The organism is Acinetobacter lwoffii (assembly GCF_029024105.1).
GTDB lineage: Bacteria > Pseudomonadota > Gammaproteobacteria > Pseudomonadales > Moraxellaceae > Acinetobacter > Acinetobacter lwoffii.
This window is the reverse complement of record NZ_CP118963.1, coordinates 222,743-246,415: the sequence shown is the minus strand read 5'-3', so window position 1 is coordinate 246,415 and position 23,673 is coordinate 222,743. Positions and strand designations below refer to the sequence as shown.

Below are 23,673 nucleotides of genomic sequence, written 5' to 3'. Positions count from 1 at the left end.
TTATGTGATGTTTCAGTCGAAATAGCACATAAATAACATTTATTTGACTAAATTCCACGCATAAAAAAATCCCCCTCTGCTGATGCGGAGGGGGATTTTTGAATAATGAGCTGGCGATGACTTACTCTCACATGGGTAACCCCACACTACCATCAGCGCTAAGAGGTTTCACTTCTGAGTTCGGGAAGGGATCAGGTGGTTCACTCTTGCTATGGTCGCCAGCACAACTGTTTATGGATACTTGCTAGGTCTTATTGAGATGCCTTGCTTTCTACCAAATAGAATTCATTAACAGATTTATCTGAGTTGCAGTAGTTTGTTCGTTTAGCGTAACTAAATCAAGTCACTTTGTTTAATATTGAATCAATTGATCCTCACTTCTTTCGAAGTTCGTACAACAACTGTTTGGGTGTTGTATAGTCAAGCCTCACGAGCAATTAGTATTGGTCAGCTTCACATGTCACCATGCTTCCACATCCAACCTATCAACGTCGTAGTCTTCAACGGCTCTTTAGGAGACATAAAGTCTCGGGGAAATCTTATCTTGAGGTAGGCTTCCCGCTTAGATGCTTTCAGCGGTTATCCCTTCCGAACATAGCTACCCGGCGATGCCACTGGCGTGACAACCGGTACACCAGAGGTTCGTCCACTCTGGTCCTCTCGTACTAGGAGCAGATCCTCTCAAATTTCCAACGCCCACGGTAGATAGGGACCGAACTGTCTCACGACGTTCTAAACCCAGCTCGCGTACCTCTTTAAATGGCGAACAGCCATACCCTTGGGACCTGCTTCAGCCCCAGGATGAGATGAGCCGACATCGAGGTGCCAAACACCGCCGTCGATATGAACTCTTGGGCGGTATCAGCCTGTTATCCCCAGAGTACCTTTTATCCGTTGAGCGATGGCCCTTCCATACAGAACCACCGGATCACTAAGACCTACTTTCGTACCTGCTCGACTTGTGGGTCTCGCAGTTAAGCGCGCTTTTGCCTTTATACTCTACGCGTGATTTCCGACCACGCTGAGCGCACCTTCGTACTCCTCCGTTACTCTTTAGGAGGAGACCGCCCCAGTCAAACTACCCACCAGACATGGTCCTCGTCCCGGATAACGGGACAGAGTTAGAACCTCAATATTACCAGGGTGGTATTTCAAGGACGGCTCCATCGCAACTAGCGTCGCGACTTCAAAGCCTCCCACCTATCCTACACAAGTAAGATCAAAGTTCAATGTCAAGCTGCAGTAAAGGTTCACGGGGTCTTTCCGTCTAGCCGCGGGTACACCGCATCTTCACGGCGAATTCGATTTCACTGAGTCTCTGCTGGAGACAGCGCCCCCATCATTATGCCATTCGTGCAGGTCGGAACTTACCCGACAAGGAATTTCGCTACCTTAGGACCGTTATAGTTACGGCCGCCGTTTACTGGGGCTTCGATCAAGAGCTTCGCTTACGCTAACCCCATCAATTAACCTTCCAGCACCGGGCAGGCATCACACCCTATACGTCCACTTTCGTGTTTGCAGAGTGCTATGTTTTTAATAAACAGTTGCAGGGGCCTGGTTTCTGAGGCTGTCGGCCGCTCAAGGAGCAAGTCCTATCACAGACAACAGCGTACCTTCTCCCGAAGTTACGGTACCATTTTGCCTAGTTCCTTCAGCAGAGTTCTCTCAAGCGCTTTGGTCTACTCGACCTGACCACCTGTGTCGGTTTCGGGTACGATTCCTGTGTAACTGAAGCTTAGAGACTTTTCCTGGAAGCATGGTATCAGCCACTTCACTGTACAAGTACAGCTTGCTATCAGTTCTCAGCATAGAGTACCCCGGATTTGCCTAAGATACATGCCTACAACCTTCCACCTGGACAACCAACGCCAGGCTGACTTAACCTTCTCCGTCCTCTCATCGCATTACACAGAAGTATTGGAATATTAACCAATTTCCCATCGACTACGCCTCTCGGCCTCGCCTTAGGGGTCGACTCACCCAGCCCCGATTAACGTTGGACTGGAACCCTTGGTCTTTCAGCGTGCGAGTTTTTCACTCGCATTGTCGTTACTCACGTCAGCATTCGCACTTCTGATACCTCCAGCAGACTTCTCAATCCACCTTCATCGGCTTACAGAACGCTCCCCTACCACGCATAATAAATTATGCATCCGCAGCTTCGGCATATAGTTTTAGCCCCGTTACATCTTCCGCGCAGGCCGACTCGACTAGTGAGCTATTACGCTTTCTTTAAAGGGTGGCTGCTTCTAAGCCAACCTCCTAGCTGTCTATGCCTTCCCACATCGTTTCCCACTTAACTATAATTTTGGGGCCTTAGCTGGCGGTCTGGATTGTTTTCCTCTTGACTACGGACGTTAGCACCCGCAGTCTGTCTCCCGGATAGTACTCATTGGTATTCGGAGTTTGCATCGGTTTGGTAAGTCGGGATGACCCCCTAGCCGAAACAGTGCTCTACCCCCAATGGTATTCGTCCGAGGCGCTACCTAAATAGCTTTCGGGGAGAACCAGCTATCACCAAGTTTGATTAGCCTTTCACCCCTATCCACAAGTCATCCCCTGGCTTTTCAACGACAGTGGGTTCGGTCCTCCAGTTAGTGTTACCCAACCTTCAACCTGCTCATGGATAGATCACCTGGTTTCGGGTCTATACCCAGCAACTAAACGCCCTATTAAGACTCGGTTTCCCTACGGCTCCCCTATGCGGTTAACCTCGCTACTGAATATAAGTCGCTGACCCATTATACAAAAGGTACGCAGTCACCGGACTAAGCCGGCTCCCACTGCTTGTATGCATGCGGTTTCAGGATCTATTTCACTCCCCTCACAGGGGTTCTTTTCGCCTTTCCCTCACGGTACTGGTTCACTATCGGTCAGTCAGGAGTATTTAGCCTTGGAGGATGGTCCCCCCATATTCAGACAAGGTTTCACGTGCCTCGCCCTACTCGACATCATCATATAAGCCCTTTCGTGTACAGGACTATCACCGTCTACGGTCGCACTTCCCAGAGCGTTCCACTAGAACTTATATGACTTAATGGGCTCTTCCCCTTTCGCTCGCCGCTACTGAGGGAATCTCAATTGATTTCTTTTCCTAAGGGTACTGAGATGTTTCACTTCCCCTCGTTCGCCTTGCAACACTATGTATTCATGTTGCAATACCTACCTTATGGTAAGTGGGTTTCCCCATTCAGACATCTCCGGATCACAGGATATTTGCCGCCTCCCCGGAGCTTTTCGCAGGCTATCACGTCTTTCTTCGCCTCTGACTGCCAAGGCATCCACCACATGCACTTAATTACTTGACTATACAACCCCAAACAGTCGTTTATCCTTACAAGTAGGATAAGCAACAGAGCTTGTCTTGCGACTTACTCATACAGTTGGCGTTTCGTAGACTTAACTACTGTACAGCTTCAATTAGATTCATATACCAAAACGCTTGATTCAGTTAATTTCGCTAGAACTCATTTCTTGTAGTTGCCTACTTGAAACGAGTTTGAACAAATTATTTCAACTCAAATATATTCTGTTAATGATTTTTCCAGCCTTCGTCAGGTCAGGAAACTGTGATAAATCACAGAGGTTATCAAGTGCGCGTATCATAACGCCTGTACTTGTTAATCTCTAGGATCTAAACACTTGATCGCTTAGGAACTAAACAACTTCATCACTGTATGCTTACATACTGCGCGAAGCGTAGCTTCTTGCTTAAATTTCAAGGAAAAGCAGTGCTTTTATGATCTTGAAATTTGGTGGAGACTAGGAGAGTCGAACTCCTGACCTCCTGCGTGCAAAGCAGGCGCTCTACCAACTAAGCTAAGTCCCCAGCTTATCAATAAGTCAATGTATCGTTCTGTTCTGTTTGCTTCAGCACTTTCATGCTTCGTTAGTCAGATTTGGTGGGTCTGACAAGACTTGAACTTGTGACCCCACGCTTATCAAGCGTGTGCTCTAACCAACTGAGCTACAGACCCTCAGATACATCGTATGAAGAACAACTTGTTGTGGATTCTTACCAATCGTCAATCTTTCGTTAAGGAGGTGATCCAGCCGCAGGTTCCCCTACGGCTACCTTGTTACGACTTCACCCCAGTCATCTGCCACACCGTGGTAAGCGTCCCCCCTAAGGTTAGACTACCTACTTCTGGTGCAACAAACTCCCATGGTGTGACGGGCGGTGTGTACAAGGCCCGGGAACGTATTCACCGCGGCATTCTGATCCGCGATTACTAGCGATTCCGACTTCATGGAGTCGAGTTGCAGACTCCAATCCGGACTACGATCGGCTTTTTGAGATTAGCATCCTCTCGCGAGGTAGCAACCCTTTGTACCGACCATTGTAGCACGTGTGTAGCCCTGGTCGTAAGGGCCATGATGACTTGACGTCGTCCCCGCCTTCCTCCAGTTTGTCACTGGCAGTATCCTTAAAGTTCCCGGCTTAACCCGCTGGCAAATAAGGAAAAGGGTTGCGCTCGTTGCGGGACTTAACCCAACATCTCACGACACGAGCTGACGACAGCCATGCAGCACCTGTATGTAAGTTCCCGAAGGCACCAATCCATCTCTGGAAAGTTCTTACTATGTCAAGACCAGGTAAGGTTCTTCGCGTTGCATCGAATTAAACCACATGCTCCACCGCTTGTGCGGGCCCCCGTCAATTCATTTGAGTTTTAGTCTTGCGACCGTACTCCCCAGGCGGTCTACTTATCGCGTTAGCTGCGCCACTAAAGCCTCAAAGGCCCCAACGGCTAGTAGACATCGTTTACGGCATGGACTACCAGGGTATCTAATCCTGTTTGCTCCCCATGCTTTCGCACCTCAGTGTCAGTATTAGGCCAGATGGCTGCCTTCGCCATCGGTATTCCTCCAGATCTCTACGCATTTCACCGCTACACCTGGAATTCTACCATCCTCTCCCATACTCTAGCCAACCAGTATCGAATGCAATTCCCAAGTTAAGCTCGGGGATTTCACATTTGACTTAATTGGCCACCTACGCGCGCTTTACGCCCAGTAAATCCGATTAACGCTTGCACCCTCTGTATTACCGCGGCTGCTGGCACAGAGTTAGCCGGTGCTTATTCTGCGAGTAACGTCCACTATCCAAGAGTATTAATCTCGGTAGCCTCCTCCTCGCTTAAAGTGCTTTACAACCAAAAGGCCTTCTTCACACACGCGGCATGGCTGGATCAGGGTTCCCCCCATTGTCCAATATTCCCCACTGCTGCCTCCCGTAGGAGTCTGGGCCGTGTCTCAGTCCCAGTGTGGCGGATCATCCTCTCAGACCCGCTACAGATCGTCGCCTTGGTAGGCCTTTACCCCACCAACTAGCTAATCCGACTTAGGCTCATCTATTAGCGCAAGGCCCGAAGGTCCCCTGCTTTCTCCCGTAGGACGTATGCGGTATTAGCATCCCTTTCGAGATGTTGTCCCCCACTAATAGGCAGATTCCTAAGCATTACTCACCCGTCCGCCGCTAGGTTAGGTAGCAAGCTACCTTTCCCCGCTCGACTTGCATGTGTTAAGCCTGCCGCCAGCGTTCAATCTGAGCCATGATCAAACTCTTCAGTTTAATACTATGTAGCACCTTAAAGGGTGCCAATCTTGGCTCATCAATTTTCTGACAAATATTTCTCAAATAAACTTCGAGTAATTTCTACCATCAATCAATGAAAATAATTTCGATCAATCAATCAGTAAAAATCCACACAAGTTGTTCTTCATAATCTCTTAATGATCTTCTTGTTGGTTCGTCACCAGCAAGCTAGGTCGGCTATATTACTCTCTATCTCTAGAAAGTCAACCAGTAATGAAAACTATTTTTAAACTTATCAAATAAAACCCAACCCAATCAAACTTAACTAAGTCACTGTTTTATCAGAAGTTTTAGTCTTCATCACCGCCGATGGATGTGCATTCTACAGCATTTCAGAGCCCTTGCAACACTTCTTGCAAAGATTTTTTATCATGTGTTTATTTTTCAAACCAATAAAAATATAAGTAATTGTTATATATAGTTAATTTATTTTCATTATTTTTGAATTTTATTGAGCACATCCAACAAAACCCATCCATAAACACAATAAGATATTGTTTTATTTAAATTTAAATTATAAAAATCTTTATTACATGACTTATATCGTTCAATTCACATTCTATTCTTGTTTGATTCTTCAGCAACTTGGCGTTTATATACACAAAACTTGTTTTATTGGGTCTTCTTCCAAGATACATAGGCCCGATTTAAATATGGAAAATTTATTGCAACGCTAAAAATTAAAAAGCCATCGCTATTGAGCAATGGCTTTTGGAGTACTGAGGAACAATTAGAATTTCATACTGACACGTGCCCAGTAATTACGTCCCATATTATTAAACTGCTCAGTTGTTGGTAAACCTGTCCCGGAAGTACCCATTTTATTTAAGTGCTCGGTATAAGTCCGGTCTAGAACATTATCGACTCCGACTGATACATCCACGCTATCCATAACATGGTAGCTACCGTTTAAAGACAAAATACCAAAGCCTGCGCTCTGCTTATTGTCATAACCAACGATATTACCTTCGTTAAGACTGATCCGGTTTTGACCATCCACTACACGCCATAGCAATCCAAAATTATATTTGTCTTGAACATAGCGCAAGTTAACACGGGCTTCTAAAGGTGAAATTTGTGGCAACGGCGTATTGTCTGTGGTGTTTTCGCCCCAAGCATACATGGCACTGATATCTGTCTGAATTGCATCAGTAAACTGATAACCAATTCCAGCTTCTGCGCCTGCAATGGTTGCATCGATATTTCTTGAATCCGCACTATTCATTTTTGCTGGCTGCATTTCTCCCATATCATTACCCATAGGATGACCATGCCCAGAGTTTGCAGACTTAGGATAAGTCATCAGAATAAAATCCTGAATCACACCGGCATAAGTTGATACCCAAGAATTAAACGCGCCATGATGATGTTGATAACCCAGATCGAGTTGTAAGGTCTTTTCTGTTTTCAGTTGCTTAAATGTATTTGCAGTTATTCCATGATAATCGGTCTTAAATAATTCCCAATAATCAGGCACACGCTCCACATACCCCAGTCCGATATAGGTTTTACCATCATCATGTTCTGGATGGGTATTTTCAAAACGAATGAAGCCGCTTGGCAAGGTTTCCTGACGGGTTTGTCCAGTTTTTAAGGCATCAATCTCCACTTGATCGACCCGCACACCAGTAACCAATTTGTTGTTATCACTTAGTTCATGACTTAGCTCAGCAAAAGCTCCATATGACTGGAATTTCATATCTGGAGTGAGCGGCATATTCATGCTTGTGGATGTCATTCCTCCAGCATGCGTATTGCGCTGAGAATCCATCCCGGCAATCAATTGGTTTTGATCCCATTCACTCGTTATCGCCATACGGGTATTTAAAGTACGGCGTGTAACCTGCATTTCAGAGGGTGCTGGCTGCATGTTATGAGTATGCTCATCATGCTTCATCGGCACTGGACGCAGGCTAAAATTATCCATGATGTGGTCGTTATAGTTATAGTTGATCTGTGCCTCAACTTTCTGAATTACATCAGTCAGGTTTTTCTTTTCAACACGTAAACCCAGACTTTCACGGGCAAACTGTGATCCATCCATATCACGACCGGCATAAACTGCTTCACCATCCGCCTTACCACCCGTCAGCTCTACCCAGGTATCTGTATCTGGAGTCCAGCCCAATGTCAGATCCGCATTCCAGCGCTCCCAGTCTGAAGGCACAGTAGTTCCATCACCATCTTGATAACTACTCGATACCGAACGATTGGTATTGAGTCGGATATATTTCTGTTCATCGCCTGCTGCGACTTCCACATTATGATCAAGACGTCCGAAAGATCCCATCAAGACACTGGCCTGACCGCGATAGTTTTGATCTTGATCAAACTGCTCCGGTGTACGTTCGAAAATCACTGTGGCCGCAGAGCCAGTATTGGCATACTGAACCGTTTGCGGTCCTTTAATCACCGAAATACGGTCATAGCTTTCCGGAGAAATATAAGAGGTTGGCGAATCCATACGACTTGGACAGGCGCCCAGGTTTTCGGTGCCATCGGTTAGGATCTTAATTCGTGAACCAAACATCCCACGGAACGTCACATCACCATTGGTGCCGGCACCGCTATTGACCGAACTAAAGCCAACAATACTTTGCAAATAATCCGCACCATCACTGGCAGGAATCGGTTGAATCGGCTGTTTTGGATCAGCGCGGACAATCAGCCCATTGGCATCATTACCTGCTGCCGATGTCACCACAATCGGGGCCAAAGTCTGAACCGGCATGGCATCATTGGCCATCACCACCGAAGAATAACAAGCAACACAAATCGCAGCCGCAAGTGGCTGTAAAGAAAATTTAGGCTGAGCCATTTCTCTATCTCACTAAATACATAAATTAGGCACGGCTTGAGTCAATACCAACCCAAGCTGAAAAATGCAGATTTATGCAGGCAGTGGTGGCGCTCGCCCCTGAGGAATTAAGAAGAGTTGCTGAAGGACAAACCAGACATGCTTAAAAGTTTTTTGATAAGCAATTAAACGGACATGAATCCGGTCAAGTACCTGTTTGATGTCCAGATCAGGCGGTAAAACTAAATTGGCATGAACCTTACAGTACTGACACTGATGATTGGCATCATGATGATCATGTTGAAGATGATCAGATTGGATAAGGTGGCTATGCTCGCCAGCACTATGCTGCGCATGAGCATCTGTCGCGATAAAAAGCGCACGCGTGATGGTTTCACAGACCGGAGCAACCTGATATTGCTTCGGTAACAAAGGCTGTAAAAATACAGCAATCTGTAGAAACACAGCTGCAAATGCAAATAGCAGCCCCGCGCGTAAAAACACAGGCTATTCCTAAAATATGCTTATGTTGATTATAGCAAAGCCCAATCAGAATTGGGCTTTGCTAGACCATTTAAATAAACTTTAAAATGATCCTAGCGCTTCACTGCCACCTTGTCTTTATTACGCTGGCGTACCAGTTTTTCCACTTTTTCACGTGCACGTTGACGTTTTAATGGCGATAAATAATCGACAAATAATTTGCCATTTAAGTGATCCATTTCATGTTGGATACACACAGCGAGAAGTCCGTCAGCATCGAGCTCAAATGCTTGACCTTCCAGATTAATTGCCTCAATTTTTACGCGTGACGGACGATCAACTTTATCGTATATTTGAGGAACTGATAGACAGCCTTCTTCGTAGGGCTGCGTTTCTTCAGTCAATGGTGTGATTTTGGGGTTAATAAACACCATCGGTTGATCTTTATTTTCAGACAGATCCATAACAATCAGCTGAATATGACGATCCACCTGAGTCGCGGCAAGTCCGATACCTGGTGCTTCATACATGGTTTCAAACATATCCGCAGCGAGCTGACGAATTTCATCAGTCACTTCTTCGACAGGTTGTGCAATGGTACGAAGACGGGGATCCGGGAAACTTAAAATAGGTAATAAGGCCATACTGCGTCCTCAATTATGCCATTGATCAAAAAACCAAATGAAGGGAATGCTTCATCAAAAAAATGTGTGTAAGATCGTTATTATAACGCAACTACGCACATAATTTTAGGAATTATGATAATGAAAAAGGTTTTGAAGGGCATGCCATTTTTTAGTGCCTTGGGGTTTAAAAATCAGATGCTGGCACTTGCCGTTTGTGTCGGCGTCAGTATGGGGACCATTCATTCTGCCGAGGCAGCACCTGCACGCAACGTCAATCCACCGGCATTAAAAGCCAATGCACCGAACGTTTATGTAGTGAAAAAAGGCGATACGCTTTGGGATATCTCGAAACGCTTCCTGAAAAATCCGGTACGTTGGCCGGAAATCTGGGCCAGTAATAAGCACGTGAAAAATCCACATTGGATTTTCCCGGGTGACCGCCTGCTGATGTGTGATTACCAAGGCCGTCCGATTATTGGTAAAGACGAAGGTGATGGTTGTGAAGGTATTATCAGCCGCTATCTTGGCAGTACTTCTCTGCAACCCCAGATTCGTGTTGAATCTTTAAATAATACGATTCCCGTGATTCCGCTTGAACATATTAAGCAGTGGCTGGAACGCTATACCCTTCTGGCGCCTGATTCAGTTCAGGGCACACCCTACATTCTCGGAACTGCAGATCAGCGCGTACTGGCTGGCAAAGGTCAGAAAGTCTATGCACGTGGTCACGGCCTGGTAGTGGGTCAACGCTATGCGGTGTATCGTGAAGCTGAACCGTATGTATTTACGGATGCAAATGGCAAGAAATATACGTCTGCACTCGAGCTGCAACAGGTGGCATCTGGTATTGCGGTACGTGGCGAAGGTGATGTCACCACACTTGAACTGACAGATAGTTACAATGCAGAAGTACGTCGTGGTGATCGCGTCTTGCCTGAATACGATCCAATGTTACCGACCCTGTTCTATCCGACCAATGCAGAAAATATTGCTGCCGGTGGTCAGATTGTGCGTGTATTGGGGTCGATTGGTACAGCAGCACGTCATAGTGTCGTCACCATTGACCGTGGTACGGCACATGGGGTCCAGACGGGTCATGTCTTTAGCGTGAATCAAAAAGGTGAAGTGGTGACTGATCCGAAAACCAAAGAACGGGTGCAATTACCGGGCGAGCGTATTGGTCAGGTCATGGTATTTAAAACCTTCGATCAATTGAGCTACGCTTATGTGCTGGAAAGTGAATTACCAATCAAGGTTGGTGCCAACATTCAGCCGCCACTATTAGAAGACTAAGCTTTTAAACGGGATGATGTGGATTGATCGGCATCATCCCTCTTGTTTGAACTCATACCCATAATAAGAAGACACCGAAATAGGTCTCACCATGTTGAATACATTGTCGACAGCGCAAATCCATGCCATTACGCTGTGGTATTTACTGCAACACTCCCTCAGCAGCTTTTATAAAATCAGTCAGCATTATGCAGACCTCGCCCATGCAATTGATGGTTCTCAAACCGAAACCTGGCGTAAGTTGGGCATTCATAAAAACCACATTCAGCGCCTGCAAGATTTCCAGTCAAGTGAGTCGCAGCTCCATTTTCAGCGCAGTCTTGAGCAGATCCAGTTGCACAGTGACTTTGTGCTTTTACATACAGATGCCGAATATCCACAGCAATTGAGCCATTATGCGCATAAGCCGCCAATCCTGTTCGGGCAAGGGTATGCAGATCAATTGCTGCAACCGCAAATCGCGATTGTGGGGAGTCGCAAGCCCAGTCTGCACGGCCGGCAAGTCGCTTATGACTTTGCTTTTTATTTGAGTGAACAGGGTTTTTATATTAATAGTGGCCTGGCACAAGGGATTGATGAAGCCGCACATCAGGCCGCATTACAACATCGGCGAACGATTGCAGTGATGGGCACAGGCATTGAACAGACCTACCCTGCTGCCCATCAAACACTACGTCAGCAAATCATCGAACATGGAGGTACGGTCATTACTGAGTTTTTGCCATTTACTCCCCCCTTACAGCAGCATTTTCCACGGCGTAACCGAATTGTCAGTGGCTTAAGCCTCGGGGTGATTGTGGCAGAAGCCGCCTTGAAAAGCGGTTCATTGCTGACCGCACAATGGGCAGCGGAACAAGGCAAGACCACATTCGCCATCCCGGGGCATATTTACAGTGAACATCACCAGGGCTGTCACCAACTGATTCGTGAAGGTGCGATTCTGATTGACCATCCACAGCAGGTCATCGAAGAACTGGCGCTGGCCACGCAATGGCAAGCTTTGGAAAACACCACCAAAACGAAAGTTATTGAAGCAACATCACAGCAAATTCCACCGCATCTGCTCAGTCTGTATAATCAGCTGGACTGGGTGGGACAGAGTTTGGATCAACTGGGAACGCAGGTTCAGCAAGAGGTATCTGCTTTGACCAGCCAACTCATGGAACTGGAGTTACTCGGTTTTTGTACCCAGCAAGCCGGCCTCTATCTACGTTGTCGGATTCTCAAATAAGGTTCACAATAGCGCTTTGTTGTTTGATATAAGGTATCCACATGATCACTACCTCTGTTGCCGAAGCAGCAGCATGGCTTAAAGATGGACAAGTCTTGGCATATCCTACAGAGGCTGTTTGGGGCTTGGGTTGCGACCCCTATAATGAACAGGCATTTCATCAGATTTTAGAATTAAAACAGCGCCCGATTGAAAAAGGCGTGATTCTGCTGGCAGCTCATCTTTCACAGGTAGAACATCTGTTGCAGGATTTAAGCGAAGAAATGCGTGAAAAAGTGATTGAATCCTGGAACCATGAAAGACCTGCTGATCGCGCGACCACCTGGTTACTTCCTGCAAATAAAGACATTCCTGACTGGATTAAAGGTCATCATCCTAAAGTAGCCGTACGTGTAACCACTCACCCACTCTGTGTGGCACTGTGTCAGGCCTTTGGCGGTTTTATCGTTTCGACCAGTGCCAACCCTGCCGGCATGGAACCTGCCCGCTCACTTCAGGATGCGATCCGCTATTTTGACCAGAACCTGAATTATCTAAATGGTGACCTCGGTTTAAGTCAGCAACCAAGCCGGATCATTGATGCAGTGACTGGCGCAATTATTCGTGACTGAGTCCTGTCTGATTTAGTCGGGACACTCAAGCCCGACTAAAGTTTTAAGACAAAAAAAAGCTCAGCCATATAGGGATGGCTGAGCATAAAAAAGGATGTGCATAAATCACATCCAGAGGGTTCAGAAAATCTCTGGGAGTCTGATAAAACAAGGATTTTCTTGCTTGATCATTCTCGATGGGCGCATTATGAAAGAAACTGAGTACAACGACAAGTACAATAAAACAATCAAATAATACATATTATCTATTAATAGAAAACATTTTTTGACCAATATTCAAAATATCTTGCTCTTTCTATTCTCTTTTTAAAATAAAACGATATTTTTCTATTTGTTTTAACATTTGAAAATTAGCATTTAAAAGGGGATTTCAATTAAAAAAGTTTTGATCAACCGCTCAATATTTAATCAGACAAAATTCTTAATTAGCTCTTTTAATTCCTGATTAAGCGGATCTTCCGGGATATTGAGCCCAGAGGATTCCAAGTAAAATGATGCCACCGCCGATACTGTGATACATGGTCCACGCTTCACCCAGCCACAAATATGCGACTACTGCAGTAAAAACCGGCATCAGATTCATAAAAATACTGCTGCGATTGGGACCAAGTTGCTGCACAGCCATCATCCAGAATAACGGCGCGGCAATGGATGGGAAAATTCCGGCATAGATAATGCTGGCTGCATTAGCATGATTGATGCTGTCCAGACCTAAAATCAATACCAAAGGAATATGATAGAGAAAGGCCATAAAAATCTGAATATACAGGCTCACTAAGAGTGGAATCTGAATCTGCCATTTTTTCAGAAACACGCCATAACAGGCATAGAAAAATACTGCGATCAACATCAACAGATCGCCAATATAACTTTCACCAACAGTTAAAAACTGTAAACCCTGCCCTTGTGCCATGACATACATCAAGCCAATAAAAGACAGAAGACTCCCCAGCACTGCAGCCTGTGTTGGGCGAATCCTTAAAACAAAAATACCCACGATAATGGTAAAAATAGGAATAAAGGCATTGATCAGGCCCATATTGGTTGCAGTGGTATAGTGTGCCGAACTATAAGCCAACCCCTGATAAAGCACCATTCCCAGCGCACTCAAAACAGCAAAATGCCCGAGATATGGACGGATCTCCGGCCACGCTGCTTTGACTTTGGGCAACATGAATGGAGTTAAAATCAGTAAGGCCAAGGCCCAGCGGTAGAAACTGATACTGATGGGAGAAATATAATCTGCCACATAGCGGGTGACAGTCATATTCAGAGACCAAATCAAAACTGCGGCCAGTGGTAAGGCCATGGCCCACCAGACTGCCTTTTGTTGCTGTGTCATACTTTCATCCATGAGTCGCTGGTCTTGTTATTAAGCTATGCGTATTCGCGCATCCTAGCATAATAGATTTTTCACATAATATTGAGGCAATTTGCAGCTTTAAGTAACTGAGCTCACCTGTTTTTACTTGTACTGAAAGCGAATACCCGTTAAAACAAATACCGTTCAGTCGTAATAAACAGGAAATCTAATGACTCGCTCTGTATATGACATTCCAGTCAAAACCATTGAAGGAACAGAAACCACTTTAAACCAGTACCAAGGTAAGGTTTTGCTGGTGGTTAACGTCGCATCTAAATGTGGCTTGACGCCGCAATATGAAGGCTTACAAAAACTGTATCAGGACAAAAAAGCGGAAGGTCTGGAAATTCTTGGCTTCCCTGCCAATAACTTTTTGGAACAGGAACCGGGTAGCGAAGCCGAGATTCAGGAATTCTGTTCAGTGAATTATAAAGTCGACTTCCCGCTATTTGCTAAAATCTCTGTCGCGGGTGAAGACAAGCATCCTTTATATACCACCCTTACGCAGGCTGTACCGGAACGTATCGGTGAAGGTCCTTGGTGGAAAGATCTAGTCGATTATGGCCTAACCCCAAACCAGCCACCAGAAGTACTCTGGAACTTTGAAAAATTCCTGATCAATAAAAATGGTGAAGTAGTGGCGCGTTTTGCACCAGACATCACTGCGGATGATCCACGGATTGTCGATGCAGTGAATGCAGAACTTGCAAAATAATTCTCGATTATTCTCATAAGCATCAAGCTTGAAATAAGTATCTATTTTCTTGGTAGATACTTATTTTTTTCAAAACTGCTATTTAGCTAAATTGAGATTCACCGGACATATCTTTAAAGTAATTGCAGGCTAAAAAAGCCAATTCGGTGAGAACAAAGTACTTCTTTACCAGCTTTTAATAAACTTTTTCCTGTTTTTAAATAATGAAATATTCGGAACCCAGAAGAATTGTTATGAGTTTGCAACAATCTTTTTTATCTCCATAGTTTGTCCTTATATTAGATACTATTAAAATTCCATCACCTGTATCGAGACCCTGATTCCATGTCCAAGATTCTTGCCAATGCTGTCCTTCCTTTCGCATTATTTAGCTCTGGAATTTTACTGATGGGCTGTGATCAGGCTGTCGAAGCACCGGCTGAACAGGCAGATACCACGACCTCAGATCTGGAACCAGCCTCTCAGCAACAGAGCTCAACAGCGCAAACCGAGCTTAAATCGGGCAATATGTTTTATATGGTTCGTGATGTAGCCGACTTGCAGCTCAAGGCCGGCAGTTATGTCGAACAGTTAAAACAGACCCAGACCGAACTGCAAACGGCGGTCGAAGCCAAGGATACCCAGCAACTGCAGTCCACTGCGACTCAGCTTCAACAGCAACTCAGCAGTTTTAATCAGGTGCTGGGCAACCTGAACTTGAAAAGCCAGGAAATTGACCAGATTCGTGACAACATCATGACCGCCAACCAGCAAGTTCTGGCTTCTCCTCTTTTAAACGGTCAGGTGGATTTCAGCCAAGTGAACTTGAAAAAGATTGAATCGCAGATGGTTAATGTGCAATCCGAAATGGTCAAACTGGCCGGCTTGCTGATCCAGAATCCAGATCAGGAATCAGAGAGCAATACTGATCAGGACAATACTTAAAATACCTAAAAATCTCATTTTGAGGCGATTGATCGAAACACATCTTCCTCAATCGCCTTGCAGGCTATACACTGTTATGGATTATAAAAATTATATTTAGATCAAGAATTTTCATCTAATCAGATCATCAGGAGTTCAATCATGTCGAATTCAGTGCTGTATTCTGTGGTTTCAGTGACATCCCGGCTTGATCTGAAAGATCCTTTTATTTTTACCGTTCATCATCAAGATCATTATCCACAAGGCAATGCCGAATTAGGCCCAGTTTCCCCGCCACAGCAGCATGAATATGACATGTATTATGGCGAGAGTATTCCCGGTTTTCCGGAGCATCCGCATACTGGCTTTGAAACCATTACCATTGTCGAGCGCGGTTATGTCGATCATTTTGACTCGCTTGGAAATTCGGGACGTTATGCCGCAGGTGATGTGCAATGGCTGACCACTGGCAATGGAGTACAGCACTGCGAGATGTTTCCTTTGGTTCATCAAGATCAGGACAATCCGCTGGAGCTGTTTCAAATCTGGCTCAATTCCTCACCGGAGCAGAAAAAACAGCCTGTCGATTATAAAATGTTTTGGCGTGAACAGATTCCGCATGTATTTTCAGCAGATACGGCCGGACGTAAAGCGGATATCCGGGTCATTTCAGGACAATTTAAACAGACTCAGGCACTGGACCGCCCGCCACATTCATGGGCAGCCCTTCCAGAGAATCAGCTCAATATTTATTTAATCACTTTAGGGCCTGAAGCAGAATTAACCATTCCTGCCACTACTGCTACTGCAACGCGTTTTTGTTATTTTTATCAGGGCAAAAGCCTGGAACTTGAAGGACAGAAGATAGCGCCAAAGCATCTACTGGAACTTAAACCCGATGCAGATATTCAGCTCAAAGGTGGGCTGCTGGAATCACATATTTTATGGCTGGAGGGTGAACCGATCGGTGCACCAGTTGCCACACATGGGCCTTTTGTTTTGAATAGTGCGCAAGAGCTAGATACTGCTTTTCGCCGTTATCGCGAAACTCAGTTTGGGGGCTGGCCTTGGCCAAGTGCTGAACCGTCATTTCCACCAGAACACCCACGTTTTGCCAGTTATGAAGGCGGCAAACGTGAAGAATATCCAGACTAACCAAACAAAGAAGCCACTGAATAGTGGCTTCTTTGACATTAGATCGTATTATTTTTTCGGGCTTTTGACGACGACCAGTTTTTTCTGCACAAATTCTCTGAAACCATCAATCGACAGTTCATGCCCATAACCGGAATTTTTGATTCCACCAAATGGCAACTCAGGTGTGGTGTCAGTAAACCAGTTGATCCAGATCATGCCTGTTTCCACCCGTGACGCCAGTTTTTTGGCACGCTCGATATCCTGTGAATGAATCACGCCACCTAGGCCATAATTGGAATCATTGGCAATTTCGACAATCTCATCATCATTCTTCGCCACATAAATTTGCGCCACCGGACCAAAAAATTCTTCATACCAAGCTTCATTTTCACGCGTGATATTTTCCAGAATGGTCGGTGCATAGAAATTGCCTTGATGTTCTACAGCCTTACCGCCAGTAACTACGGTCGCACCTTGTGCTACGGCCTTTTCGACCTGCTTGCTGAGTTTTTCCAGTGCGTCTTTTGAAGACAGCGGTCCTAAAGTGGTTTCAGGATCGAGCGGATCACCCAGTTTTAACTGTTCAAAAGCTTTCAGCATGCCGGCCTTGAATTGTTCGGCAATTTTTTCATGCAAGATAAATCGCTTCGCCGCTGTACATACCTGCCCGGCATTATTGACACGCGCCTGACAGCCTAACTTGATCGCGCGTTCCAGATCTGCATCATCGAGTACGATAAATACATCATTACCGCCCAGTTCCAGCGTTGATTTTTTAAGATGTTTTCCGGCCTGTTCAGCGACTGCACTGCCCGCACCTTCTGAACCTGTGAGTGCTACACCACGCACACGCTTGTCTGCAATTACTTCAGCGACCTGATCACTGCTGATAAATAGATTGGTCCAGACACCTTTGGGTGCGCCTGCATCCAACACCAGTTGCTCAAAGGCTTCGGCACATTGCGGCACAATGCCGGCATGTTTTGCCAGAACCGGATTACCAATCGCACAGTTCGGCGCAAAGACCCGCATCAGTTGATAAAACGGGAAATTCCACGGTTCTACCGCCATGATAATACCCAGTGGATGATGCTCAACCCAGGCCTCACCCAGTTCCGTTTCATAGGATACGGGCGCTAAAAATTCTTTGGCATGATCAGCATAATATTCTGCAATTTTGGCGCAGGTTTCGATTTCACCTTCACTCTGCTTGATCAGTTTTCCCATATCCAGCGTCATGAGCTTAGCCAGTTCAGCTTTTTGCGCTCGCATATTGCTGGCCAATTTGCGCAGTACTTCAATACGGGTATCGACCTGTTGTGACCATTCTGACTTTAGGATTTTTTCTGCGGTATCGAGTGCATGTTGAATATCTTGATCGCTATGCGATGGGTAGTCTTTCAATTTTCGATTGGTAAATGGATTAATAGATTGATAAGCCATGGTTTTCCCTTTTTTCAATTATAAGTTTTGCCTGTTCTAAACTTCTATCGTATTAAGCTATAACAAGCGAAATCTGTTCGAATCATTTAACTTATCACTGATTTTTTTATGGCGTGTGCAGGTTTACAGATTGGTTCAAAACATTACTGAGAAAGGGTAAAAGTTATATCGAGTGGTACAAATTAAAATTTATTTAAGAATCGGAAATGTAAAACCAACACTCTCAAGATCGATACTTGCAAAAATTCCAAGCTAAAACAAATAATCTAAATCAGCTGTTTTAAGGTGATGCTAAAAATATAAATTTCAAATTTTCAGGTGTGTAGTACATTATTCTATATAGTAGAAAAAAGAAAATTCATAATGAGTCAAATACCATCTAATATCATTCAAACAGCAGAAAACTATTTTGATAATACAGTTTTAGAAACGACTGATACTATTTTTCAAGAAATTTTAAAAGCTTTTCCAATAGCATCTTCAGGTTTAGCGATTTATAAAGTTTTCAGAAGCTATAACGAAAAGCAAAAATTAAAAAATATCCTGGAATTTATAAAGGAAGGTGAAAAGTTAGCATCAGGAACATTACTAAAAATCTTCAAGAATCAAAACAACTTAGAAATAGGTGGTGAATTACTCAATGCTTTAGATAAAGTCTATTTAATCCATCAATCTAAAATGCTCGCTCGTTTAGCTCTTTTATATGATGCGAAAGAAATAAATCGTGAAAATTTTTTAAGATATGCTCATATTATTCCTCAATTTACATCGTTTTTATTAGAAGGGTTAGAAAAAGCCTACTTATCATTTGAAATGAACAAATCCAAGAAGGATTAGTACCTTACGAATAATGAATGTAACTTTTCAGCATCTGAATTAGAAAAGTTTGGTTTTTTGTACGTAGTAGCTACATTTGGTTCTGGCAATAATTATGGTAGAGAAAAAGACTTAATCTTTTTTTATGAACACATATATAAAAACAAACATGATAAGAACCTATGAACCATAAAAAAACCACCCTTTCGGGTGGTTTTTTCAATCTCAAACCGTCTCTTATTGAGCGCGGTTTTTGATTTTGCGGATCGTTTCCAACTGTGCAGCAGTTTCTGCAAGAGCAGCCAAAGCAGCAGCAGAGTCCAAATCGCTCTTTTGATTCGCAAGCAATGCTTCAGCGTGTTTACGCGCTTCAACAATAGCTGCTTCATCTAAGTTTTCTGCACGGACTGCAGTATCTGCAAGAACCGTAACAACATGCGGTTGAACTTCTAGAACACCACCAGATACATAGATCAACTCTTCTGTACCGTTTTCCAAAATAACGCGGATCGCGCCAGGTTGGAGCAAAGTTACCAACGGAGCATGGCCAGGCATAATACCTAACTCACCGCCAGCACCTTTTGCAATTAGCATAGTTATAGTGCCTGAGTACAAAGACTCCTGAACACTTACAACATCACATTGCATAGTCGCCATGAGAATCTCCTAAATTAGAGTAGCTAATTAAAGTTTCTCGGCTTTAGCAATAACTTCGTCAATACCACCAACCATGTAGAACGCTTGTTCTGGGATGTGATCGTATTCACCAGCTAGAAGACCTTTAAAGCCACGAATCGTTTCTTTAAGAGATACTAATTTACCAGGAGCACCAGTAAATACTTCAGCTACGTGGAACGGTTGAGAGAAGAAACGCTGGATTTTACGCGCACGGTAAACAACCAGTTTATCTTCTTCAGCAAGCTCGTCCATACCAAGAATCGCGATGATGTCTTTAAGCTCTTTATAACGTTGCAATACGTTCTGTACAGAACGTGCAATTTCATAATGCTCTTGACCAACAACTAACGGATCTAACTGGCGTGAAGTTGAGTCTAGTGGATCGATCGCTGGGTAAATACCAGAAGATGCGATGTCACGGCTCAATACAACAGTTGCGTCTAAGTGAGCAAATGTTGTAGCAGGCGATGGATCTGTCAAGTCATCGGCAGGTACGTATACCGCTTGGATTGACGTAATAGAACCAGACTTAGTCGATGTAATACGCTCTTGAAGAACACCCATCTCTTCTGCAAGTGTAGGCTGGTAACCTACTGCAGATGGCATACGACCTAGAAGTGCTGATACTTCAGTACCCGCTAGTGTATAACGATAGATGTTATCTACGAACAATAGTACGTCACGGCCTTTACCGTTTTCGTCTTTCTCGTCACGGAAATATTCAGCCATAGTCAAACCAGTCAACGCTACGCGTAAACGGTTACCCGGTGGCTCGTTCATCTGACCGTAGACCATTGCTACTTTGTCTAGAACGTTAGAATCTTTCATTTCGTGATAGAAGTCGTTACCTTCACGAGTACGCTCACCAACACCAGCAAACACAGATAAACCTGAGTGAGCTTTCGCGATGTTGTTGATCAATTCCATCATGTTTACAGTTTTACCAACACCGGCACCACCGAACAGACCAACCTTACCACCTTTCGCAAACGGGCAAAGTAAGTCAATGACTTTAATACCAGTTTCTAAAAGGTCAGTAGAAGCCGCTTGTTCTGCATAAGAAGGCGCTTGACGGTGAATTGGTAAACGCGCTTCAGTCGCAACAGGACCAGCTTCGTCGATCGGGCGACCAAGAACGTCCATGATACGGCCTAGAGTCGCTGTACCTACTGGTACAGAAATCGGCGCGTTAGTGTTAGTTACGTTCAAACCACGCTTAAGGCCTTCAGTAGAACCCATTGCAATAGTACGAACTACGCCATCACCAAGCTGTTGCTGAACTTCTAAAGTAGTTTCAGTACCATCTACTTGGAGAGCGTCATAGATCTTAGGAACGCTATTGCGTTCAAACTCGACGTCGATAACCGCGCCGATGATCTGAATGATACGACCGCTATTCATTGCTGTCTCCTCAATTCAAAATAATGTTAAACGGCAGCGGCACCACCAACGATCTCAGAAATTTCCTGAGTAATCGCGGCTTGACGCAGCTTGTTATAAATAAGTTGCAGGCTCTTAATGATCTCGCCTGCGTTGTCTGTCGCTGCTTTCATAGCGACCATACGTGCAGACTGCTCACATGCGATGTTTTCAATCACACCTTGATACACCACAGACTCGATATAGCGAACCAACAAGCCATTTAAAAGCTCTTCAGCTTCAGGCTCGTAGATATAATCCCAACCGTATTGACGGTTCAGATTCTTGTCTTCTTCAGCAGCAGCCAAAGGAACAAGTTGTTCGATCTTTTGATTTTGAGTCATGGCATTGACAAAGCCGTTTGACACTAGATAAATACGATCTAACTCGCCTTTATCATAAGCATCCAACATCACCTGTACAGAACCAGATAACTGCTCAAGACTTGGAGCATCGCCGACTTGCGTCGTCGCACCAAGCACTTTACCGCCGTAGTTTTTAAAAAACGAAACCGCTTTTTGACCAATTAAAGCAAATTGAACTTCAATTGACTGCTCTTGTTGCTGTTGAACGTGTTTAACCACTTTCTTGAACAGGTTAATGTTCAAACCACCAGCAAGGCCACGATCTGAAGACACAATGATATAGCCAACGCGCTTAACCGGGCGTTCAACCATATAACGGTGTTTATATTCAGGATTCGCTTGGACCAAATGAGCAATTACACGGTGCATATTTTCGGCATACGGACGGCCTTGAGCCATGCGCTCTTGCGCACGACGCATCTTAGAAGCTGCTACCATTTGCATCGCTCGAGTAATCTTCTGCGTGCTCTTGATACTAGCTACTTTGGCGCGAATTTCTTTTAAATTTGCCATACGCTTAACCTAGTATTCGAAAGCCCTTGCGAGCTTCCGAAGGTTGATTCCGTGAACCAAACCGACACTAAATTCAACAGAGGTTGAAATTAGTAAGTTTGAGTCGCTTTAAAGCTTTCAATACCTGCTTTGATTGCAGCTTCGATGTCTTTGTTGTAATCACCAGAGGCATCGATTTGTTGCATTAACGCAGCATGTTCTGAACGGAAGTAAGAAATCAACGCAGCATCAAAGTCTACGATTTTCTTAACGTCTACGTCAGCCATGTAGCCTTCGTTAGATGCATAAATTGAAACAGCTTGGTCAGCAATTGAGTAAGGAGCATATTGTTTTTGCTTCATTAACTCAGTTACACGTTGACCATGTTCAAGTTGCTTACGAGTTGCTTCGTCAAGATCAGAAGCGAACTGAGCAAATGCTGCCAATTCACGGTATTGCGCCAAAGCAGTACGGATACCACCAGACAATTTCTTGATGATCTTAGTTTGCGCTGAACCACCAACACGAGATACAGAGATACCCGCGTTCACAGCAGGACGAATACCTGCGTTGAATAATGATGTTTCAAGGAAGATCTGACCATCAGTAATCGAAATTACGTTGGTTGGTACGAATGCAGATACGTCACCCGCTTGAGTTTCAATAATCGGCAATGCAGTTAATGAACCAGTTTGGCCTTTAACTTCACCGTTAGTGAATTTCTCAACGTAGTCAGCAGATACACGAGAAGCACGTTCAAGTAGACGCGAGTGTAGATAGAACACGTCACCTGGATACGCTTCACGACCTGGTGGACGGCGTAAAAGCAATGAAATTTGACGGTAAGCAACAGCTTGCTTAGACAAGTCATCATAAATGATTAACGCATCTTCACCGCGGTCACGGAAGTATTCGCCCATTGTACAGCCAGAATACGGAGCTAGATACAGCATTGCTGCTGGATCAGCTGCAGCTGCAGCTACAACAGTTGTATACGCCATAGCGCCAGTTTCTTCTAGCTTGCGTACCACGTTAGCGATAGTCGATTGTTTTTGACCGATTGCTACGTATACACATTTAATGCCAGAGTTTTTCTGAGCGATGATCGCGTCGATCGCCATTGCTGTTTTACCAGTTTGACGGTCACCAATGATCAACTCACGTTGACCACGGCCTACAGGGATCATTGTATCTACTGATTTATAACCAGTTTGTACAGGTTGATCCACTGATTGACGCCAAATTACGCCTGGTGCTACTTTTTCAACAGCATCAGTTAATTTTGCATCAATAGGGCCTTTACCATCAATCGGGTTACCCAAAGCATCTACTACACGGCCTAAAAGTTCTGGACCAACCGGAACTTCTAATACACGACCTGTGCAACGCGCTTTTTGACCTTCTTGAAGGCTTAAGTAGTTACCTAAAACAACGACGCCCACTGAATCCTGTTCTAGGTTCAGTGCCATACCGTAAAGGCCGCCGTCGAATTCGATCATTTCACCGTACATAGCGTCAGCTAAGCCGTGAATACGCACAATACCGTCGGAAACCATAACAATGGTTCCTTCGTTCTTAGCGGTTGCGCTGGTGTCCAGATCGCCGATACGCTGTTTAATGAGCGCACTGATCTCGGATGGATTCAGTTGTTGCATTGCGCTATACCTCAATCTTTTTAAAGTTCAGTCTTCTAAATGCA

General features: G+C 44.6%; 16 protein-coding genes, 2 tRNA genes and 3 rRNA genes. 7 read left to right on the top strand and 14 right to left on the bottom strand.

The annotated features are described in order from the left end of the window. Positions 1–108: 108 nt before the first annotated feature. From rrf to def, 8 genes are all read right to left on the bottom strand, one after another. Positions 109–223, bottom strand: a 5S ribosomal RNA gene (gene rrf, locus PYW33_RS01005). 193 nt (positions 224–416) lie between these two features. Continuing rightward, positions 417–3,311 (bottom strand): 23S ribosomal RNA (locus PYW33_RS01000). 445 nt (positions 3,312–3,756) lie between these two features. Next, positions 3,757–3,832 (bottom strand) — tRNA-Ala (locus tag PYW33_RS00995). Positions 3,833–3,903: 71 nt separating this feature from the next. After that, positions 3,904–3,980 (bottom strand) — tRNA-Ile (locus tag PYW33_RS00990). A 60-nt stretch (positions 3,981–4,040) separates the two neighbouring features. Continuing rightward, positions 4,041–5,578: ribosomal RNA gene (locus PYW33_RS00985) — 16S ribosomal RNA — on the bottom strand. Together the 16S, 23S and 5S rRNA genes with 2 tRNA genes alongside form the textbook arrangement of a ribosomal RNA operon. 754 nt (positions 5,579–6,332) lie before the next feature. Beyond that, a complete protein-coding gene (locus PYW33_RS00980; protein ID WP_004644877.1) occupies positions 6,333–8,420 on the bottom strand; it encodes a TonB-dependent copper receptor in 2,088 nt (695 codons plus the stop codon). 72 nt (positions 8,421–8,492) lie between these two features. After that, entirely contained in the window at positions 8,493–8,903 is a 411-nt protein-coding gene (locus PYW33_RS00975; protein ID WP_004644876.1) for a DUF2946 family protein, read from the bottom strand. Between the two features lie 92 nt (positions 8,904–8,995). Further along, positions 8,996–9,526: a peptide deformylase gene (gene def / locus PYW33_RS00970; RefSeq protein ID WP_004644875.1), complete on the bottom strand. Its 531-nt coding sequence runs from the start codon at positions 9,524–9,526 to the stop codon at positions 8,996–8,998. A gap of 120 nt (positions 9,527–9,646) precedes the next feature. On the opposite strand from def, the gene PYW33_RS00965 reads away from it, so the two are divergent. The 3 genes from PYW33_RS00965 (at position 9,647) to tsaC (ending at position 12,643) form a co-directional block, all read left to right on the top strand. Then, a complete protein-coding gene (locus PYW33_RS00965; RefSeq protein ID WP_004644874.1) occupies positions 9,647–10,801 on the top strand; it encodes a LysM peptidoglycan-binding domain-containing protein in 1,155 nt (384 codons plus the stop codon). A 91-nt stretch (positions 10,802–10,892) separates the two neighbouring features. Next, positions 10,893–12,032 carry a DNA-processing protein DprA gene (gene dprA / locus PYW33_RS00960; RefSeq protein WP_004644873.1) on the top strand — a complete coding sequence of 380 codons (1,140 nt, stop codon included), beginning with the start codon at positions 10,893–10,895 and terminating at the stop codon, positions 12,030–12,032. 41 nt (positions 12,033–12,073) lie between these two features. Next, entirely contained in the window at positions 12,074–12,643 is a 570-nt protein-coding gene (tsaC, locus tag PYW33_RS00955) for an L-threonylcarbamoyladenylate synthase type 1 TsaC (RefSeq protein WP_004644872.1), read from the top strand. A gap of 445 nt (positions 12,644–13,088) precedes the next feature. On the opposite strand, the gene PYW33_RS00950 is transcribed toward tsaC, so the two are convergent. Then, the gene (locus PYW33_RS00950) at positions 13,089–13,985 is read right to left on the bottom strand and encodes a DMT family transporter (protein WP_004644871.1); all 897 of its coding nucleotides are present in this window, start codon (positions 13,983–13,985) and stop codon (positions 13,089–13,091) included. Between the two features lie 190 nt (positions 13,986–14,175). Here PYW33_RS00950 and PYW33_RS00945 point away from each other — a divergent pair, with 190 nt between their 5' ends. From PYW33_RS00945 to PYW33_RS00935, 3 genes are all read left to right on the top strand, one after another. Further along, positions 14,176–14,721: a glutathione peroxidase gene (locus PYW33_RS00945; protein ID WP_004281007.1), complete on the top strand. Its 546-nt coding sequence runs from the start codon at positions 14,176–14,178 to the stop codon at positions 14,719–14,721. Between the two features lie 324 nt (positions 14,722–15,045). Then, positions 15,046–15,645: a hypothetical protein gene (locus tag PYW33_RS00940; protein WP_004644869.1), complete on the top strand. Its 600-nt coding sequence runs from the start codon at positions 15,046–15,048 to the stop codon at positions 15,643–15,645. A 141-nt stretch (positions 15,646–15,786) separates the two neighbouring features. Beyond that, the gene (locus PYW33_RS00935) at positions 15,787–16,779 is read left to right on the top strand and encodes a pirin family protein (protein WP_004644868.1); all 993 of its coding nucleotides are present in this window, start codon (positions 15,787–15,789) and stop codon (positions 16,777–16,779) included. 48 nt (positions 16,780–16,827) lie between these two features. Here PYW33_RS00935 and PYW33_RS00930 read toward each other — a convergent pair whose 3' ends face one another. Further along, a complete protein-coding gene (locus tag PYW33_RS00930; RefSeq protein ID WP_004644867.1) occupies positions 16,828–18,204 on the bottom strand; it encodes an NAD-dependent succinate-semialdehyde dehydrogenase in 1,377 nt (458 codons plus the stop codon). A 363-nt stretch (positions 18,205–18,567) separates the two neighbouring features. On the opposite strand from PYW33_RS00930, the gene PYW33_RS00925 reads away from it, so the two are divergent. Then, positions 18,568–19,041, top strand: a complete 474-nt coding sequence (locus PYW33_RS00925) for a hypothetical protein (protein WP_004644866.1) — start codon at positions 18,568–18,570, stop codon at positions 19,039–19,041. A gap of 216 nt (positions 19,042–19,257) precedes the next feature. Here PYW33_RS00925 and PYW33_RS00920 read toward each other — a convergent pair whose 3' ends face one another. From PYW33_RS00920 to atpA, 4 genes are all read right to left on the bottom strand, one after another. Continuing rightward, the gene (locus tag PYW33_RS00920) at positions 19,258–19,677 is read right to left on the bottom strand and encodes a F0F1 ATP synthase subunit epsilon (protein WP_004644865.1); all 420 of its coding nucleotides are present in this window, start codon (positions 19,675–19,677) and stop codon (positions 19,258–19,260) included. Positions 19,678–19,704: 27 nt separating this feature from the next. Then, positions 19,705–21,099, bottom strand: coding sequence for a F0F1 ATP synthase subunit beta (atpD, locus tag PYW33_RS00915; protein WP_004644863.1), 1,395 nt, complete (start codon positions 21,097–21,099; stop codon positions 19,705–19,707). A gap of 26 nt (positions 21,100–21,125) precedes the next feature. Further along, positions 21,126–21,995: a F0F1 ATP synthase subunit gamma gene (gene atpG / locus PYW33_RS00910; protein ID WP_004644862.1), complete on the bottom strand. Its 870-nt coding sequence runs from the start codon at positions 21,993–21,995 to the stop codon at positions 21,126–21,128. An 89-nt stretch (positions 21,996–22,084) separates the two neighbouring features. After that, a complete protein-coding gene (gene atpA / locus PYW33_RS00905) occupies positions 22,085–23,629 on the bottom strand; it encodes a F0F1 ATP synthase subunit alpha (RefSeq protein WP_004644861.1) in 1,545 nt (514 codons plus the stop codon). Positions 23,630–23,673 lie beyond the last annotated feature (44 nt).

Excerpts from the sequence above, each read along its gene's own strand:
- PYW33_RS00980 (WP_004644877.1), bottom strand. The coding sequence starts at position 8,420 with ATGGCTCAGCCTAAATTTTCTTTACAGCCACTTGCGGCTGCGATTTGT.
- def (WP_004644875.1), bottom strand. The coding sequence starts at position 9,526 with ATGGCCTTATTACCTATTTTAAGTTTCCCGGATCCCCGTCTTCGTACC.
- PYW33_RS00965 (WP_004644874.1), top strand. The coding sequence starts at position 9,647 with ATGAAAAAGGTTTTGAAGGGCATGCCATTTTTTAGTGCCTTGGGGTTT.
- dprA (WP_004644873.1), top strand. The coding sequence starts at position 10,893 with ATGTTGAATACATTGTCGACAGCGCAAATCCATGCCATTACGCTGTGG.
- tsaC (WP_004644872.1), top strand. The coding sequence starts at position 12,074 with ATGATCACTACCTCTGTTGCCGAAGCAGCAGCATGGCTTAAAGATGGA.
- PYW33_RS00950 (WP_004644871.1), bottom strand. The coding sequence starts at position 13,985 with ATGACACAGCAACAAAAGGCAGTCTGGTGGGCCATGGCCTTACCACTG.
- PYW33_RS00945 (WP_004281007.1), top strand. The coding sequence starts at position 14,176 with ATGACTCGCTCTGTATATGACATTCCAGTCAAAACCATTGAAGGAACA.
- PYW33_RS00940 (WP_004644869.1), top strand. The coding sequence starts at position 15,046 with ATGTCCAAGATTCTTGCCAATGCTGTCCTTCCTTTCGCATTATTTAGC.
- PYW33_RS00935 (WP_004644868.1), top strand. The coding sequence starts at position 15,787 with ATGTCGAATTCAGTGCTGTATTCTGTGGTTTCAGTGACATCCCGGCTT.
- PYW33_RS00930 (WP_004644867.1), bottom strand. The coding sequence starts at position 18,204 with ATGGCTTATCAATCTATTAATCCATTTACCAATCGAAAATTGAAAGAC.
- PYW33_RS00925 (WP_004644866.1), top strand. The coding sequence starts at position 18,568 with ATGAGTCAAATACCATCTAATATCATTCAAACAGCAGAAAACTATTTT.
- PYW33_RS00920 (WP_004644865.1), bottom strand. The coding sequence starts at position 19,677 with ATGGCGACTATGCAATGTGATGTTGTAAGTGTTCAGGAGTCTTTGTAC.
- atpD (WP_004644863.1), bottom strand. The coding sequence starts at position 21,099 with ATGAATAGCGGTCGTATCATTCAGATCATCGGCGCGGTTATCGACGTC.
- atpG (WP_004644862.1), bottom strand. The coding sequence starts at position 21,995 with ATGGCAAATTTAAAAGAAATTCGCGCCAAAGTAGCTAGTATCAAGAGC.
- atpA (WP_004644861.1), bottom strand. The coding sequence starts at position 23,629 with ATGCAACAACTGAATCCATCCGAGATCAGTGCGCTCATTAAACAGCGT.